The following is a 16,173-nucleotide window of genomic DNA, read 5'->3' as shown; positions in this document are numbered from 1 at the left end:
ATGGCGACGAAGCGTATGACCCCCGGTTTCTCCGACCAGGTGATGGGCCTGGTCAAGTCGTTGCGCACGGATGCACCCGACTGCCTCGCCTCGGGCGTCGTCGACATGTCGACCGGCATGCTGCTGTCCTACGAGACCGTCGACAACCACCCGCCGGAGGTCCTCGACCTGCTCGCGGGCGCGACCCTCGACCTGTTCCAGGGGCGGACGGTGGTGATGATCGAGGACGTCTTCAAGGAGCGCCGCGGGAGCAGCAGCGACAACCACTTCTTCCAGGAGATCCTCGTCAACAGCGAGAACCTCACCCACCTGTTCGTGAGGATGAACGAGCAGCAGGACGTCGTCGCGGTGGTCGTCTGCCGCAAGTCGGTCAACGTGGGGATGCTCTTCGCCCAGGTGCGGCGCGTGGTGAAGGAGTACAGCCTCTGAGACGGGCGACGGCCCCTCCCCGGGCGGGGAAGGGCCGTCGCCGGTGCCCACGGGCCGGCGCTCACTCCGTGCGCAGGCCCTCCGGCCGCATCAGCCGCACCAGCGGCGGCAGGCTGAGCAGCGTCACCGCCAGTACGACGGCCGCGCCGATGCCGGTCATGGACAGCACGCTCGCCCAGTCCACGCTCACCGGCGTGTCCGTCATCATCAGCAGCACCGTGCCCAGCGTGATCCCCACCAGCGAGGCCAGCAGCAGGCCCAGCCCGATCGGGATCGCCGTCTGCCACAGCACCGACAGGCTCAGCGTGCGCCGCCGGGTGCCGAAGGCGACCAGCGAGGACAGCAGCTTGCGCCGTTCGCGCAACTGCTCCAGCTGCGACACCAGCAGGCTCGCCCCGATCAGCGCCAGCACACAGGCGGCGCCGACCAAGAGGCCGGTACGGATCTTGTCGAACGTCTCCGACCGCTCCTCGGCCGTCCACATCGAGGCCTCCCCGACCGGGCTGATCCGCCCGGTCGTGTTCCGCACGTACTCGGCCGCGTCGGCCACCTTGTCGTCGAGCGAGAGGTAGACCTGCACGGACACCGCACGCTCGGATCCCGCGGGCAGCGCGGCGGGAGTCAGCAGGAAGCCGCCGCGCATCTGCCCCGTCGGGTCGGTGACCGGACGCACCCGCTCGATGCCCGCGGGCACCGTCCAGCCGTACGGGCTGTCCTGGCCGTCGTCGAACCAGAGGCGCGTGCCGGGCTTCGACACCTCGGGCGTGGCGGCCCCGTAGTCGCCGCCCTCGACGAGGAAGGAGTCGCCGTCGCGGCAGGAGGGGATCGACGCCACCGAGCGCAGGGTGGCGCAGTCGGCGACGGTGAGCTGGGTGAGCTCCTCGGCGTCCCTGCGCCGGTCGTTGACGTAGGCCTCACCGAGGACGTGGACCTTCCGCACCCCTTCGGTCGCGTCGAACGCGGCCGCCGTCCCGGCCAGGGCCGTCCCCTTCGGCAGCCACACCTGCATCTGCGCCCGGGAGAGGTCGTTCCCGGTCTCCTCGGTGTACTGGCCCTCCACCCCGGCGAACAGCATCTGCAGGGCGATGGCGCCCGCCACCGCGACCGCGATGCCGTTCACCATGCGGGCGGCCGTCCCGCTGCTCAACTGGAGCCTGCGGATGGCCAGTTGCCAGGCGAGACCGCCCGCGCCGAGCCGGGCGACGACCGCCTCCACGATCCACGGCAGCAGCGCGGTCACGCCGACGAGCAGCAGCAGCACGCCACCGGAGACCAGGTACTGGTTGAAGTCCCCGTTGCCGCGGCCCTTTCCGATCATCGGGTAGAGCAGCCCGAGCCCGGCCAGCGGCACCAGCAGCCGCCACCACAGTCGGCGGCGCGGCGGCTTCGCCGTGCGCACCACGCCGAGCGGCTCGATCACCACGCCCCGCAGCGCGAACAGCGTGACCAGCACGGCGGCGGCCGGGACCGCGACCGCGACCAGCAGGGCCAGCGTGGGGGAGGGGTCCAGATAGCTGGGGAACACGCTCACGTCGAGCAGTTCCACGGACCCGGCGGCCTGACGTCCGATCAGGAAGAACACCGTGCCGAAGACGAGGCCCACCACGGCGCCGGCCATCGCCTCGCCCGCGGCCATCCGCCGGGTCATCCCGCTGTCGGAGCCCACCAGCCGCAGGGCGGCGAGCCGCCGGTCGCGGCGCTCGCCGCCGAACCGCACGGCAGTGGCGATGAACACGGCCACCGGCATCAGCAGCACCAGGAACACCACGAGGGTCAGCAGGACCAGGATGGGGTCCATGCTCTGCGGGGTCGGATCCGGGTCGCCGAACCGGTCGATGCGGGCGATCCGGTAAGTCTCCTCGGTGATCACGAGGTGGTCCACACCCCGGAAGTACGCGAACTCCTGCGAGCCGATCAGCCCCGACTCGCCGATGGTGCCGACGATCCGGTCCGGCAGCCGCTCCCGCAGCAGCTTCCCGTCGTCCGACTCCAGCAGCCGCTTCAGCGCCGGGGAGACCACCATCTCGCCCACACCCGGCAGCCGCGAGAGCCCCGGCGGCACCGGCGCCCGCGGCCCCTCCGGCTGCACCTCGCGCCCGCGCACCTCCTTCTCGCGGAAGGTCGTGGGGACGTCGGCGACCAGCAGCGTGGCGTCCGACCTCGGGATCTTCGGGTTGTTGAACGTGACGTCGGTGCGCGCCTCCTCCCGCTCCTGCCGTACGGCAAGCGCGTTGGGGATCGCGGTGGTGAGCAGCAGCAGCGCCACTCCGAGTCCCACGCCGACGGCGGTGAGCAGCATCCGCGCCCACCCCTCCCGCCCGCCGGCGAAGGCGAACCTGGCCCCCATGCCCAGGTCCGACACCCACAGGCGACGTCTCATATCGCCCGCTCCATGTCCCGCGACTTCCCGTCCCTCACGACGATCTCGCGGTCGGAGTAGGCCGCCACCCGGGCCTCGTGCGTCACCAGCACCACGGCGGCGTTGGTCGACCGGGCCGCCTCGGTGAGCAGTTCCATCACGCGTTCGCCGTTGAGGGAGTCCAGCGCTCCGGTCGGCTCGTCGGCGAACACCACCCGCGGGCCGGTCACCAGCGAACGGGCCACGGCGACGCGCTGCCCCTGGCCGCCGGACACCTCGCCGGGCCGCTTCCTGGCGAGGTCTTCGACCTCCAGCCGCTCCATCCAGGCCAGCGCACCGCGCTCGGCCTGCTTGCGGGGGGTGCCGTTCAGCCTGAGCGGCAGCGCCACGTTCTCCACGCAGGTCAGCTCCGGCACCAGCTGGCCGAACTGGAACACGAACCCGAACTCCGAGCGCCTGAGGGCGCTGCGCCGGGCGTCGTTCATCGTCGCCAGCTCCTGCCCGTCGTAGAGGATCGAGCCCGAGTCGGGCGTGACGATGCCGGCGAGGCAGTGCAGCAGGGTGGACTTGCCGGACCCGGAGGGGCCCATCACTGCGACGACCTCGCCGGGGTGGATGGAGAACTCGGCGCCGTCCAGCGCCAGGGTCGGCCCGTACGCCTTGCGCAGGTCGTGTGCGGCCAGCAGGGAGCCCGCGGGAGCTTTCACGCGGTCACCGCCTCTCGGAGCTTGTCGAGGCGCGCGGCGGTGAGCTCCAGCCAGCGCAGATCGGCTTCCAGGTGGAACAGGGCGTGGTCGCAGATCAGCTGGTCGGCGAGGTCGCCCTTGCGTTTGCGGTCGGTGAGGATCCGCATGCTGCGCAGATGCTCGGAGCGTTGGGCGTCGAGGATCTCGGTGGCGTCGCGCCGGGTGAGCAGGGCCAGAACGACCTTGGTGTAGAGGGTCGACTGGAGGTACTCCTCCGGCTTCTCCGGGGTCGCCAGCCACCGCTGCACGTCGGTGACGCCGGCGTCGGTGATGGCGTAGCGCTTGCGCTCGGGACCGCCGCCCGCCTCGATGCCGTCGACCTCCACGAGGCCGTTCTTCAGCAGCCTGGACATCGTCGAGTAGACCTGGCCGTAGTGCAGCGGCCGGTCGTGACCGAACTTCTCGTCGAAGGCCCGCTTCAGGTCGTAGCCGTGGCGGGGCCCGGACTCCAGGAGTCCGAGGAGCGTGTGACCGATGGACATGGCCAGGACTGTACATGCGGTGTATACCCGCGATGTATACGCGGTGTGCGGAGGCGGTGGCCCGGTGTGCGAGTGCGCAGGTGAGGAGGGGTTGTCACCGTTTCGCTACAGCGCCGCCGCGTGGTGCGCCCCGGGCCGTTCAGGTCGGTGGAGGACCGGGGGGCGGGCACCCGGGCGGCCGTCCGCGGCGCGGGATCGGCCCGGTGTCGCGCGGCAGCCTCCCGGCCTCGGCGAGGGCGCGGCGCAGCAGGAACTCGATCTGCGCGTTGGCGGACCGCAGTTCGTCCCCGGCCCACCGGGCCAGAGCCTCGTACACCAGCGGGTCCAGCCGCAGCAGCACCTGCTTGCGCTGCTGCGGCCGACGCCGAGGGGGCGTCCCCTCTTCGGGCGGGGTCACTGGTAGAGCGTCCCGGTGTTGAGCACGGGCTGGGGCGCCCGGTCCCCGCAGAGCACCACCATCAGGTTGGACACCATCGCCGCCTTGCGCTCCTCGTCCAGTTCCACGATGTCCTGCTCGGCGATCCGCTGGAGCGCCGCCTCCACCATGCCGACCGCGCCGTCCACGATCTCCCGCCGGGCCGCGACCACCGCGCCCGCCTGCTGCCGCTGGAGCATCGCGGAGGCGATCTCCGGGGCGTAGGCGAGGTGGGTGAAGCGGGACTCGATGATCCGCACACCGGCCGCCTCCACGCGCGCGTGGAGCTCGGCGGCGAGCTTCTCGGTGATCTCCTCGGCGTTGCCCCGCAGCGAGAGCTCGCTCTCGTCATGGGCGTCGTAGGGGTACTCGATGGCGATGTGCCGGACGGCGGCCTCGGTCTGGGTGGCGACGAACTCCAGGAAGTCGTCCACCTCGAAGCTGGCCTGGGCGGTGTCCTGCACGTTCCACACCACGACCGCGGCGAGCTCGATCGGGTTGCCGTAGGCGTCGTTGACCTTCAGCACCGAGGTCTCGTGGTTGCGCACCCGGGTGGAGATCTTCTCGCGGGAGGTGAAGGGGTTCACCCAGCGCAGTCCGTCCTCGCGGATCGTCCCCCGGTAGCGGCCGAAGAGCTGCACCACCCGGGCCTCGCCCGGCGCGACCATGTTCAGCCCGCACATCGCTATGAAGGAGGCCAGCGCCACCGCGATGCCGCCGACGATCAGACCGGCCTTGGCGGCGGTCACGGTCATGGCCGCACCGGCCAGGATCAGCGCGACGCCGACCAGCAGCCCCAGCAGGCCGGTGAGCAGGGCCAGCCCGCCGCCGACGCTGCGCGCCGGGAACTCGTGCACGCGCGGGGCGGGCATCGCGGGCGCGTCGACGGTGTCCGACGGGCGGACAGCCGACGGGTCTGTCGTGGACGGGTCGTGCGCGGTCATGGGGGTCCCCCGTTTCTCGAACTCAGCTTCTGTCTAGCTAAGTGATATCACTTTACCTCGGGATGGCAACCCTGAACCCCTTTCGCACGTCGAATCCCTTGGAACGGGGGCCGGTTCCAGCGGACGGGGTGCTGATTCTCACCCCCGGCCGGGGCCGGATCGAGGGCCCTTTGTCATAGAGAGCGGTGTTAGCTTTCTGAGCTGACTGCCTCCGGGCACGGGTGTGACAGCCGAGTAGGAAGCGGAGCGAGCGGACTCATGGGACGAGCGGACGACAGACGAGCGCGCCAGCGCGGTGGCCGCCGCGCGGCGCCCAAAAATCGTTCGTCACGGGCGGAGGCGCCGCCCACGCACAGCAGGCCGGCGTCCCCGGCCGAGGAGACGCCGCCCGCGGCCACAGCCACCGCCTCCGCGGGCGGCCGCGCCGCCGCCCGCCGGGGGGCCAAGAAGGGCGCCAACGCCGGCAAGGCCGACCGCGGCCTCATACGCCGCATGTTCACGTGGAAGAAGGTGCTCGGCACGTTCCTCGGCGTGTCCCTGCTCACCATCGGCGCGTTCATCGTGCTCTACGTGACCACGCCGATCCCGGACACCGCCAACGCCGAGGCACAACTGCAGAGCAACGTCTACAAGTTCAGCGACGGCACGCTCCTCGCCCGCGACGGCAAGCTCAACCGCGAGAACGTCGACCTCGCCGACGTGCCCAAGGCCGTCCAGCGCACCTTCGTCGCCGCCGAGAACAAGTCCTTCTACGACGACGCCGGCGTCGACCTGCGCGGCACCGCCCGCGGTGTCCTCAACACCCTCATGGGCAAGGGCGCGCAGGGCGGCTCGACGATCACCCAGCAGTACGTCAAGAACTACTACCTGACCCAGGAACAGACCGTCACGCGCAAGCTGAAGGAGCTGGTCATCTCCCTGAAGCTGGACCAGGAGGAGTCCAAGGAGTACATCCTGGCCGGCTACATCAACACCAGCTACTACGGCCGCGGCGCCTACGGCATCCAGGCCGCCGCCCAGGCCTACTACCGCGTCGACGCCGACAAGCTCACCGTCGCGCAGGGCGCCTACCTCGCCGCGCTGCTCCAGGCCCCCAGCCAGTACGACTGGAGCTCCGCCACCCCCACCGGCAAGCGGCTGGTCCAGCAGCGCTGGAACTACGTCCTGAACAACATGGTCGAGGAGAAGTGGCTGGGGCAGTCCGAGCGCGCCGGCATGAAGTTCCCGGTCCCGAAGGAACCGAAGGCCGCGCCCGGCATGCAGGGCCAGGTCGGCTACCTGGTCGACGCCGCCAACGGCGAGCTGGAGAAGCAGCTCGTCGCCCAGGGCGTCGCGGCGAACGCCAAGGAAGCCGAGGCGATGGTCAACGCCGGCGGCTGGAACATCACGCTCAACATCGACAAGAAGAAGCAGAAGGCGCTGGAAGCCTCCGTCAAGGAGCAGCTCACCGACAAGCTGGACCCGAAGAAGCGCTCGGTCGACGCCGACGTCCAGGCCGGCGCCGCCTCGGTGGACCCGAAGACGGGCGCGGTCGTGGCGATGTACGGCGGCGTGGACTACGTCAAGCACTACGTCAACAACGCCACCCGCGCCGACTACCAGCCCGCCTCCACCTTCAAGCCGGTGATCCTGGCCGCCGCCCTGGACAAGGGCGCCAAGACCCAGGAAGGCGACCGGATCACCGCGAACACCATCTACGACGGCACCAGCAAGCGCCCCGTCAAGGGCAGTGACATCGGCTTCGCCCCCGAGAACGAGGACGAACGCGACTACGGCGACGTCACCGTGCAGACCGCGATGAACAAGTCCATCAACTCCGTCTTCGCGCAGATGGGCGTCGACGTCGGCATGGACGAGGTGCTCAAGACCGCGAGCGACCTCGGCATGAACACCAAGGACCTGAAGGCGGTGCCCGCCCAGACGCTCGGCACCATGGGCGCGAGCCCCCTGCAGATGGCAGGCGTCTACGCCACCCTCGACAACCACGGCAGGAAGGTCACCCCGACCCTCATCAAGTCGGCACAGAACAGCGCCCACTCGGTGCAGCCGGCCGACGGCGTCGGCGAGCAGGTCATCGACCGCAAGGCCGCCGACTCGGTCACCTCCGTCCTCACCGGCGTGGTCGACGACGGCACGGCCAAGCTGTCCGTGCGCGACAACCCGCTGCGCAAGGGCCAGAAGGTCGCCGGCAAGACGGGCACCTCCGACTTCAACAGGTCGGCCTGGTTCACCGGTTACACCCCCGACCTGGTCACCTCGGTCGGCCTGTTCGGCGAGTCCGCCAAGCCCCCGCACGCCCAGGTCCCGCTGACCGGCGCGACCAACGGCCTGAAGGGCGACGACGGCCGCGTCAACGGCGGCACCTTCCCGGCCGAGATCTGGGCCGGGTACACCTTCGGCGTCTCCACCAAGGTCAGCAAGTTCGACCTGGAGACCGACCAGGGCGCCGCCGTCCAGCAGCCCCCCTCGCCCAGCTCGTCGCCGTCGCAGTCCGACGAGCCGTCGCAGGAACCGAGCAGCGAGCCGCCCACGAGCAGCGCGCCGCCCAAGAGCCCCTCGCCCTCCCAGTCGCCGACCACTCAGGAGCCGTCGGAGTCCCCGACCACCGAGGAGCCGTCGGAGTCGCCGACCACCGAGGAGCCGCCCACCACGGAGGACCCCGCCAACCCGCTCGACCCGCAGCTGGGGAGCGGGACGGGACAGTAGGCGGCGGGAACGGCGGAGGGCGCCCGGTGATCACCACCGGGCGCCCTCCGCCGTCGTCGTCCGGTCACTGACCGCCCTTGTTCAGCTCGAACCAGACCACCTTGCCGGTGCTCAGCCGGGTGGCGCCCCATCGGCGGGCCAGCCGGTTCACCAGGTACAGCCCGCGGCCGCCCTCGTCCGTGGCCCGCGCCTGCCGCAGCCGCGGCAGCTGCGGCACGTCGTCGCCCACCTCGCAGCGCAGCACGTCCGTCCGCAGCAGCCGCAGTGTCACCGGCCGCGTGGCGTAACGCACCGCGTTGGTGACCACCTCGCTCACCAGCAGCTCGACCGAGTCGGTCAGCTCCTCCAGCCCCCAGCGGGACAGCGCCCGCCGGGCCAGCCGGCGCGCCTGCCCCGGAGCGGCGTCCTCCGGTTCCAGGTACCAGTACGCCACGTCGCTCGGCGCGATCCCGTCGAACCGGGCGGCGAGCAGCGCGATGTCGTCGTCCCGGTCGCCCGGGCCGAGCATGTCGAGCACCTCGTCGCACAGCGCCTCCAGCGGCGGCGGGTGATCCGGCCCGGTGAGCTGCGCGGTCGCCGCGAGCTTCTCCCGCAGCTGCTCTATGCCGGTCGCCACGTCCCGCAGCCGGGACTCCACCAGGCCGTCGGTGTACAGCAGCAGCGTCGCCCCGGCGGGCGCGTCCAGCTGCACCGCCTCGAAGTCGACGCCGCCCACGCCGATCGGCGCGCCCGGCGGCACCCGCAGCACCTCGGCCCGGCCGCCCAGATGCAGCAGGACGGGCGGCGGATGGCCGGCGTTGGCGATGGTGATGCGGTGCGAGACCGGGTCGTACACCGCGTACAGGCAGGTCGCCATGCGGTCGGTGCCCAGGCGCTGGGCCTGCTCGTCGAGGTGGTGCAGCACCTCCTGCGGCGGCAGGTCGAGCCCGGCCAGGGTCTGCGCGGTCGTGCGCAGCTGGCCCATGATGGCCGCGCTGGTCATGGAGTGCCCCATGACGTCGCCCACCACCAGCGCCACCCGGCTGCCCGGCAGCGGGATCGCGTCGTACCAGTCGCCGCCGACCCGCGCGGTCTCCGCGGCCGGCAGATAGCGGGACGCCAGCCGTACGCCGGTGGGGCGCGGCAGGGTCTCCGGGAGCATCGTGCGCTGGAGCTCGTCCGCGATGTACGCCTCACGGTCGTACAGCACGGCCTTGTCGATGCCGAGGGCGCTGTGCGTGGCGAGCTGGGCGGCGACCAGCAGGTCGTCGTTCTCGAACGGCATCCGGTCCGGCCGGCGAATGAACACCGCCGCGCCGATCACCCGGCGCCGCCCGCGCAACGGGGCGAGGATCGCCCGCTGCTGGTCGGGCACCTCCAACTGGCTTTGTTCGCCCAGGAGTTCGGGCAGCGCGGCGAGAGCGGCCGGGGCGTCCGCGAACACCGGGCGCACCCCGCGCAGCACCTCCGCGAGCGCCCCGCCGGGCCGTACCTCGCACAGCTCGGCGATCGCCGCCGACAGTTCGGACAGCTCCGGCGCCTCCGGCGGCGCCGCCAGGGCCGCGAAGCCGCTCTCGGTGTCCCGATCCTCCGGGATGCGGTCGGTGCGCCGCAGCCGCAGCACCACCCGGTCCGCGACCGTCCGCTCGTCACCGACCGGCAGCGGGTCGCGCAGATAGACGAGGATCGCGTCGGAGAACGTCGGCACGGTCGCCCGGCACAGCCCCATCACGATCTCGTCCAGGTCCAGACCGCGGGCGATCCGCCGGGTCGCGGCGCCCACGAAGCGCAGCCGGTCCCCGTCCCGCCGCATCGGCGTGGGCCGGCCGGGCGCCGGGATCTGCCCGGTGCGGCGCTCCCGGCCGTCGGCCGCCTGCTCCAGCACCCGGTCGTAACCCATGTCCGCGGCGCGCTCGGCTCCCCGGTCGGTCCGCGGGTCGGCCCGGGCGCCGGGCTGGACCGGGATGGACTCGGGCGCGGGGCGCGGCCGGTGGGTGTCCGTCTCGGCGGTCGCCGGCTGGGAGTGCTCGGGCTCGGAACCGGCCGGATCTTGCCCCATGATGCCCTTGCTCCCCCTGATCGCTTTGCTCCCTTTGCTCCCCTTGCCTCCCCGGACCGCCGGACCGGCCGGGCCACCCGGCCCGCACGGCGCTGTGTCGCCCGGCGCCGCGGAGGCCGATCCGGTGGCGTCCTCCGGCGCGTGCGCCGGGGTACGGGGGAGCGCCCCACGGGACTCCGTGGGTTCCACGCCCTGGGGGCGTTCGAACGAGGTGGGCTGCTCCGTCACGCGCGTCGAATCCGTCCGTCCGGGGCTGCGTGCCGCGCACGCAGTCGGTCCCGCAGAAATCCCGATACCCGGAATACGTGTCCCCGGAACGGATTTCCCGCGTGGTCAGAGGCTGTTCCCGTGCCACCGGTGGACCGTGCGCGGCCCCCGGGGCCTCTCCCGGGGCGTGTTCCGGACGTACCGTCCGCCCCGCCGGTGCCGCCCTCGTACCCCTCGCTCACGTCCTGCCGCCCCTCGGTGACGTTCGGTCAGACCCGGCACGTGCTCCGGGAGTTGCTGTTGCGCATCCTTGCGGAGGACGATCCTACGTTTGCTGCCCGGGGGCACATCAAGGGTCTCATGTGGACAGATGCGCGGGCGTGCGGTCCCAGTCCTCCGGCAGCAACGGTACGGCCCAGGACGGATCGGGGCGCCAGTGCTGCCAGCCGTCCGCGAACGGGGACGTCCACGCGGAGATCTCCGCCACCGCCGAGCGGCCCGCCTCCCGCACCCGCTCGGCCACCTGAGCGTGCATCAAGCCGTCAGCCTGCGCCTGCGCGAACTCGTCCTCGTCGCACCAGCCCCAACTGCGGTCCGGGTAGACGCAGATGTCCAGGAAGTGGTCCTCGGAGTCCACCCCGCCCTCCCAACGGGCCAGCGGCTCCTCGAGGTTGACGTACCAGTTCTTGAACTTCCAGCCCGGCTCCCAGAACAGCCACACCGACCACGGCGCGCCGGGCCGGGCCAGCTTCAGCACCCCGGTGCCGAACCAGCGGTCGCGCACCACACCGCGCGGCTTCGTGTAGCGGGTGGCCAGCGGCTCCCGGTGCAGCGGGGTGCCGTCCGCGAGCACCGGCTTCACGCACTGGGTGCCGGGCGCCATCCACACGGCGAGCAGCTCAGCGTCGTCGCGCACCACCGTGACGGGACGGGCGATGTGGATGCGCGCGCCGCCGTTCTCCCGGTAACGCCACAGGATCTGGTCCCCGGGCTCCCAGTGGACCGCCGCACCGCCCGTTCCCACGCTTCTCACCGCTCCGCCGTCTGCCATGGACAGATATTAGGTGCCCCGGGCACCCGACGCTGCGGTTCCTGTCACGGTTCGCCCGTCAGCGGCGAAAGGTCACGGGCGCGTCATCCGCAGGACATCCAGCGCCTCGTCGAGCTGCTGGAGCGTCAGGTCGCCCCGCTCCACGTAGCCGCCGTCGAGCACCGCCTCCCGGATCGTCTTCCGCTCCGCCAGCGCCTTCTTGGCGACCTTCGCGGCCTCCTCGTACCCGATGTACTTGTTGAGCGGGGTCACCACGGACGGCGAGGACTCCGCGTACTCACGGGCGCGTTCGCGGTGCGCGACGATGCCGTCCACGGTCCGGTCGGCGAGCAGCCGCGAGGCGTTGGCCAGCAGCCGCACCGACTCCAGGACGTTCTTGGCGATCACCGGGAGCATCACGTTGAGCTCGAAGTTGCCGGCCGCCCCCGCGGTGGCGACGGTGGCGTCGTTGCCGACGACCTGCGCCGCGACCATCAGCACCGCCTCCGGGATCACCGGGTTCACCTTGCCCGGCATGATCGAGGAACCGGGCTGGAGGTCGGGGAGGCTGATCTCCGCCAGCCCGGTCATCGGCCCGGACGCCATCCAGCGCAGATCGTTGGCGATCTTCGTCAGGCCCACCGCGACGGTCCTCAGCTGCCCGCTCGTCTCGACGATGCCGTCCCGCGCACCCTGCGCCTCGAAGTGGTCGCGGGCCTCCGTCAGCGGCAGTCCGGTGACCCGGGCGACCTCCTCGATCACGGCCGCGGAGAAGCCCGGCGGCGTGTTGATGCCGGTGCCGACGGCGGTGCCGCCCAGCGGCAGCTCGGCCAGCCGGGGGAGGGAGGCCCGCAGCCGCTCCACTCCGTAGCGCACCTGCGCGGCGTACCCGCCGAACTCCTGCCCCAGCGTCACCGGGGTGGCGTCCATCAGATGCGTGCGCCCCGACTTCACCACGTCGGCGAACTCCTCCGCCTTGCGGCCGAGGGCCTCGGCGAGGTGCTCCAGGGCGGGGATCAGGTCCCGGGTGACGGCGGCGGTCGCGGCGATGTGGATCGACGACGGGAACACGTCGTTGGAGGACTGCGAGGCGTTGACGTGGTCGTTGGGGTGCACGTCCCGGCCCAGCCGCTCGCTCGCCAGGGTCGCGATCACCTCGTTGGCGTTCATGTTGGACGAGGTGCCCGAGCCGGTCTGGAACACGTCGACGGGGAAGTGCTCGTCCCAGTCGCCCGCGGCGACCTCCCCGGCCGCGTCCTGGACCGCCTGCGCGACGTCCTTGTCCAGGACCCCCAGCTCGGCGTTGACCTTGGCCGCCGCCTGCTTGATCCGGGCGAGCGCCTCGATGTGCGCGCGCTCGATGCGCTGCCCGGAGATGGGGAAGTTCTCCACCGCGCGCTGCGTCTGCGCCCGCCACTTCGCGTGCGCGGGGACGCGGACCTCGCCCATGGAGTCGTGTTCGATGCGGTAGTCGCTCATGCCCTGTACAGCGATCGGAACGCCGGTGATGTTCCTGCCGCCCGGTGAACGTCCCGGGACGGCCCCGCGCGCATCCTGTGCCCCACGCCTCGGCGAAGCCTGCCCGGACCGGCTACGTGCCGCACCCGGCTCGCACCGACGAACGGACGCCCGCCCCTGGCGTGACCGGGGGCGGGCGTCCGTTCAGCGGATCACGCCAGGCCGGGGCCGCGCACCGGGATCGAGGTGAACGTCGGGGCGGGGGCGGGGTCCTTGAAGAAGTCGTTGCCCTTGTCGTCGACGACGATGAACGCCGGGAAGTCCTCGACCTCGATCTTCCACACGGCCTCCATGCCGAGCTCCTCGTACTCGACGACCTCGACCTTCTTGATGCAGTCCTGCGCGAGCCGGGCGGCGGGACCGCCGATCGAGCCGAGGTAGAAACCGCCGTGCGCGCCGCACGCGTCGGTGACCTGCTGCGAGCGGTTGCCCTTGGCCAGCATCACCTTGGAGCCGCCCGCCGCCTGGAACTGCTCGACGTAGGAGTCCATGCGCCCGGCCGTCGTCGGACCGAACGAGCCCGACGCGTAGCCCTCGGGCGTCTTGGCCGGGCCCGCGTAGTACACCGGGTGGTCCTTCAGGTACTGCGGCATCTCCTCGCCCGCGTCAAGGCGTTCCTTGATCTTGGCGTGCGCGATGTCACGGGCCACGACCAGCGGGCCGGTCAGCGACAGACGGGTCTTCACCGGGTACTTCGTCAGCTCGGCGAGGATGTCGTCCATCGGCTGGTTCAGGTCGATCTTCACGACGTCCGACGACTCGTCGAGGTGCTCGTCGGTGGTGTCCGGCAGGAAGCGCGCCGGGTCTGTCTCCAGCTGCTCCAGGAAGACGCCCTCTGCGGTGATCTTCGCGACGGCCTGGCGGTCGGCCGAGCAGGAGACGGCGATCGCGACCGGGCAGGACGCGCCGTGCCGCGGCAGCCGCACCACGCGCACGTCGTGGCAGAAGTACTTGCCGCCGAACTGCGCGCCGATCCCGATCTTCTGCGTCAGCTCGAAGACCTTCTCCTCCAGCTCCTTGTCCCGGAACCCGTGCCCGAGCGGCGAGCCCTCGGCCGGGATCTCGTCCAGGTAGTGCGCGGAGGCGTACTTCGCCGTCTTCAGCGCGTACTCGGCGCTGGTGCCGCCGACGACGATCGCCAGGTGGTACGGCGGGCAGGCGGCCGTACCGAGCGAACGGATCTTCTCCTCCAGGAACTTCATCATGGAGGCCTCGTTCAGGACGGCCTTCGTCTCCTGGTAGAGGAACGACTTGTTGGCGGAGCCGCCGCCCTTCGCCATGAACAGGAACTTGTACGCGCCGCCGTCCGTGGCGTACAGCTCGATCTGCGCCGGGAGGTTGGAGCCGGTGTTCTTCTCCTCCCACATGGTGAGCGGAGCCATCTGCGAGTAGCGCAGGTTGAGGTTCAGGTAGGCGTCGTGGATGCCGCGGCTCAGCGCCGCCTCGTCGCCGCCCTCGGTCAGCACGTTCTGGCCGCGCTTGCCCATCACGATCGCCGTGCCGGTGTCCTGGCACATCGGCAGCACGCCCGCCGCCGCGATGTTCGCGTTCTTCAGCAGGTCCAGCGCGACGAACTTGTCGTTGGCCGACGCCTCGGGGTCGTCGATGATCCGCCGCAGCTGCGCGAGGTGGGCGGGGCGCAGGTAGTGCTGGATGTCGTGGATCGCCTCGGCGGCGAGCTTGCGCAGCGCCTCCGGCTCCACCTTGAGGAAGGTCCGCCCGTCGGCCTCGAAGGTGGAGACACCCTCGGAGGTCACCAGCCGGTAGGGGGTGGTGTCCTCTCCCATGGGGAGCAGATCGGTGTACTCGAACTCAGGCATCTCGCCCATTCCTCACTCGACAGACAGCGCGGCTGACCTCCGTTGGCAGCGCCCACCAGCGTAGAACCTGCCCGGAGGGGCCGGGCTTGTGAGGTAAGGCTCAGTTCGGCGGCCGGCTCCGCCCGGCGGGCCCGTCCGCGGCACCCGATCGGGGGACTATCGCGATCTATCGTGTTTGGGTACGCTGCTGCCGTGGACCTTCAGAAGCAGACCGCCCCCGCTGCCGCCGCCGAGCTGCGCGCCTCGGACGCCGACCGCGACCGTATCGCCGACATCCTGCGCGACGCCCTCGCCGAGGGCCGGCTCACCGCCGATGAGCACGCCGAGCGCGTCGAGGGCGTCCTCGGCGCCAAGACGGTCGGCGAACTGGACGTCTACATACGGGACCTGCCCGCCGCCCACCAGCGGCACGCCCCGCCCCACGCGTCCGCCCCCAACCGCCCGCCGGCCGGCGCGATCCCCGCCGACCCGGACGACAACCTGGTCGCGATCTTCAGCGCGAACGTCCGCAAGGGCCGCTGGCGCGCGGGCCGCCGCATCCACGCCTACGCGATCTTCGGCAGCGTCGAGATCGACCTCAGCGAGGCCCTGTTCGAGTACCGGCAGGTCGTCATCAAGGCCATCTCCGTCTTCGGCAGCGTCGAGGTCCACGTCCCGGAGAACATCTCGCTGCGCGGCACCGGCGGCGGCGTCCTCGGCCACTTCGAGGTGGAGACGCTCGACTCGCCCGAGCCGGACGCCCCGGTGGTCTACGTCGACGGATGGGCCGTCCTCGGCAACATCGAGGGCCGGCCGAAGCGCGGGCGGCTCGTCGCCGACATCCTGGACCGCGTCCATCGCAAGGTCGACAAGAGCCTGCGCAAACACCTCGACCGGTGACGCCGGTCGAAGCGGTTCCCCAGGCGGCGGCTGGGAACCCTGTGCATAGGCGCGCGCACAGCGGGTAGGGCTTGCTGCGTCGTCTCTCGCTCGCGAAGCCGTCGTCAGGAGTAGACCGTGCTGCAACCGCCGCATTCGTCCTTGCAGGTAGCCGCCGTGCCGGCCCAGCGGGTGTCAGCGCGCGACAGGGACCAAGACGCTCCATGGCACACCGAGGCGGTGTGCCGGCGCGACGAGGCGGGGCTGTTCTTCGCCCCGTCGAAGGAGCCGACCGCCGCCCGGCTCTCGCGCGAGGAGGCGGCCAAGCGGGTCTGCGCCCGGTGCCCCGTGATGGTGGAGTGCCGCGAGCACGCCTTGCTGCAGCCCGAGCCGTACGGCGTCTGGGGCGGCCTCACCGCCGCCGAACGCCGCGTGGTCCTGGCCCGGCGCCGCCGCCGCGACCTCGACCTGAAGGCGGCGCACACCACGGGTCGCATAGCCGCGGCAGGCTGACGCGAAAAGGGCGCCCCCTCCGCACCGGGGGCGCCCTTCTCGATTCCGGACCCGGGAGTTCCTCGTCGGGACGCGGGCATGTGCGTCTTTCAGGGGCGCGGTGCGGTG

Annotated in this window: 13 protein-coding genes; 4 read left to right on the top strand and 9 right to left on the bottom strand. The window is 71.5% G+C overall.

The genetic code is table 11. The features are described 5' to 3' along the window. Positions 1–429 (top strand): hypothetical protein, encoded by a 429-nt coding sequence (locus ACIOC0_RS38165; RefSeq protein ID WP_352246760.1) that lies wholly within the window; start codon positions 1–3, stop codon positions 427–429. 61 nt (positions 430–490) lie between these two features. Here ACIOC0_RS38165 and ACIOC0_RS38160 read toward each other — a convergent pair whose 3' ends face one another. The 5 genes from ACIOC0_RS38160 to ACIOC0_RS38140 form a co-directional block, all read right to left on the bottom strand. Continuing rightward, complete coding sequence (locus ACIOC0_RS38160; protein ID WP_402161336.1) at positions 491–2,809, bottom strand: ABC transporter permease; 2,319 nt, start codon at positions 2,807–2,809, stop codon at positions 491–493. Next, complete coding sequence (locus ACIOC0_RS38155) at positions 2,806–3,495, bottom strand: ABC transporter ATP-binding protein (RefSeq protein ID WP_402161335.1); 690 nt, start codon at positions 3,493–3,495, stop codon at positions 2,806–2,808. Before ACIOC0_RS38155 ends, ACIOC0_RS38160 begins: the two co-directional genes overlap by 4 nt. Further along, positions 3,492–4,016, bottom strand: a complete 525-nt coding sequence (locus ACIOC0_RS38150; RefSeq protein ID WP_402161332.1) for a PadR family transcriptional regulator — start codon at positions 4,014–4,016, stop codon at positions 3,492–3,494. The genes ACIOC0_RS38155 and ACIOC0_RS38150 overlap by 4 nt, the downstream gene beginning before the upstream one ends. Before the next feature lie 139 nt (positions 4,017–4,155). Beyond that, on the bottom strand, positions 4,156–4,413 hold the full coding sequence (locus tag ACIOC0_RS38145; protein ID WP_402161329.1) for a hypothetical protein: 258 nt from the start codon (positions 4,411–4,413) through the stop codon (positions 4,156–4,158). Then, a complete protein-coding gene (locus ACIOC0_RS38140; RefSeq protein ID WP_402161327.1) occupies positions 4,410–5,375 on the bottom strand; it encodes an SPFH domain-containing protein in 966 nt (321 codons plus the stop codon). The genes ACIOC0_RS38145 and ACIOC0_RS38140 overlap by 4 nt, the downstream gene beginning before the upstream one ends. 258 nt (positions 5,376–5,633) lie before the next feature. On the opposite strand from ACIOC0_RS38140, the gene ACIOC0_RS38135 reads away from it, so the two are divergent. Next, complete coding sequence (locus ACIOC0_RS38135) at positions 5,634–8,081, top strand: transglycosylase domain-containing protein (protein WP_402161325.1); 2,448 nt, start codon at positions 5,634–5,636, stop codon at positions 8,079–8,081. 64 nt (positions 8,082–8,145) lie between these two features. On the opposite strand, the gene ACIOC0_RS38130 is transcribed toward ACIOC0_RS38135, so the two are convergent. From ACIOC0_RS38130 to ACIOC0_RS38115, 4 genes are all read right to left on the bottom strand, one after another. Then, positions 8,146–10,347, bottom strand: a complete 2,202-nt coding sequence (locus ACIOC0_RS38130; protein WP_402161323.1) for a SpoIIE family protein phosphatase — start codon at positions 10,345–10,347, stop codon at positions 8,146–8,148. A 337-nt stretch (positions 10,348–10,684) separates the two neighbouring features. After that, positions 10,685–11,377: a DUF402 domain-containing protein gene (locus ACIOC0_RS38125; RefSeq protein WP_402161320.1), complete on the bottom strand. Its 693-nt coding sequence runs from the start codon at positions 11,375–11,377 to the stop codon at positions 10,685–10,687. A 72-nt stretch (positions 11,378–11,449) separates the two neighbouring features. Then, a complete protein-coding gene (locus ACIOC0_RS38120) occupies positions 11,450–12,835 on the bottom strand; it encodes a class II fumarate hydratase (protein ID WP_402161318.1) in 1,386 nt (461 codons plus the stop codon). Positions 12,836–13,026: 191 nt separating this feature from the next. After that, a complete protein-coding gene (locus tag ACIOC0_RS38115) occupies positions 13,027–14,694 on the bottom strand; it encodes a fumarate hydratase (RefSeq protein WP_402161315.1) in 1,668 nt (555 codons plus the stop codon). Between the two features lie 192 nt (positions 14,695–14,886). Between ACIOC0_RS38115 and ACIOC0_RS38110 the strand changes: the two genes are divergently transcribed. Both ACIOC0_RS38110 and ACIOC0_RS38105 read left to right on the top strand, forming a co-directional pair. Next, positions 14,887–15,573, top strand: a complete 687-nt coding sequence (locus ACIOC0_RS38110) for a DUF1707 domain-containing protein (RefSeq protein ID WP_402161312.1) — start codon at positions 14,887–14,889, stop codon at positions 15,571–15,573. Positions 15,574–15,690: 117 nt separating this feature from the next. Then, entirely contained in the window at positions 15,691–16,065 is a 375-nt protein-coding gene (locus ACIOC0_RS38105; RefSeq protein WP_130441576.1) for a WhiB family transcriptional regulator, read from the top strand. Positions 16,066–16,173 lie beyond the last annotated feature (108 nt).

The sequence above is a fragment of the Streptomyces sp. NPDC088254 genome (assembly GCF_044740925.1).
Lineage (GTDB): Bacteria > Actinomycetota > Actinomycetes > Streptomycetales > Streptomycetaceae > Streptomyces.
The sequence above is the reverse complement of the archived record's forward strand: the minus strand, read 5'-3'. Positions and strand labels throughout refer to the sequence as shown.

What these genes read in the sequence shown, in the direction of transcription:
- ACIOC0_RS38160 (WP_402161336.1), bottom strand. Translation starts at nt 2,809, where the DNA reads ATGAGACGTCGCCTGTGGGTGTCGGACCTGGGCATGGGGGCCAGGTTC.
- ACIOC0_RS38120 (WP_402161318.1), bottom strand. Translation starts at nt 12,835, where the DNA reads ATGAGCGACTACCGCATCGAACACGACTCCATGGGCGAGGTCCGCGTC.
- ACIOC0_RS38115 (WP_402161315.1), bottom strand. Translation starts at nt 14,694, where the DNA reads ATGCCTGAGTTCGAGTACACCGATCTGCTCCCCATGGGAGAGGACACC.
- ACIOC0_RS38125 (WP_402161320.1), bottom strand. Translation starts at nt 11,377, where the DNA reads ATGGCAGACGGCGGAGCGGTGAGAAGCGTGGGAACGGGCGGTGCGGCG.
- ACIOC0_RS38140 (WP_402161327.1), bottom strand. Translation starts at nt 5,375, where the DNA reads ATGACCGCGCACGACCCGTCCACGACAGACCCGTCGGCTGTCCGCCCG.
- ACIOC0_RS38135 (WP_402161325.1), top strand. Translation starts at nt 5,634, where the DNA reads ATGGGACGAGCGGACGACAGACGAGCGCGCCAGCGCGGTGGCCGCCGC.
- ACIOC0_RS38150 (WP_402161332.1), bottom strand. Translation starts at nt 4,016, where the DNA reads ATGTCCATCGGTCACACGCTCCTCGGACTCCTGGAGTCCGGGCCCCGC.
- ACIOC0_RS38165 (WP_352246760.1), top strand. Translation starts at nt 1, where the DNA reads ATGGCGACGAAGCGTATGACCCCCGGTTTCTCCGACCAGGTGATGGGC.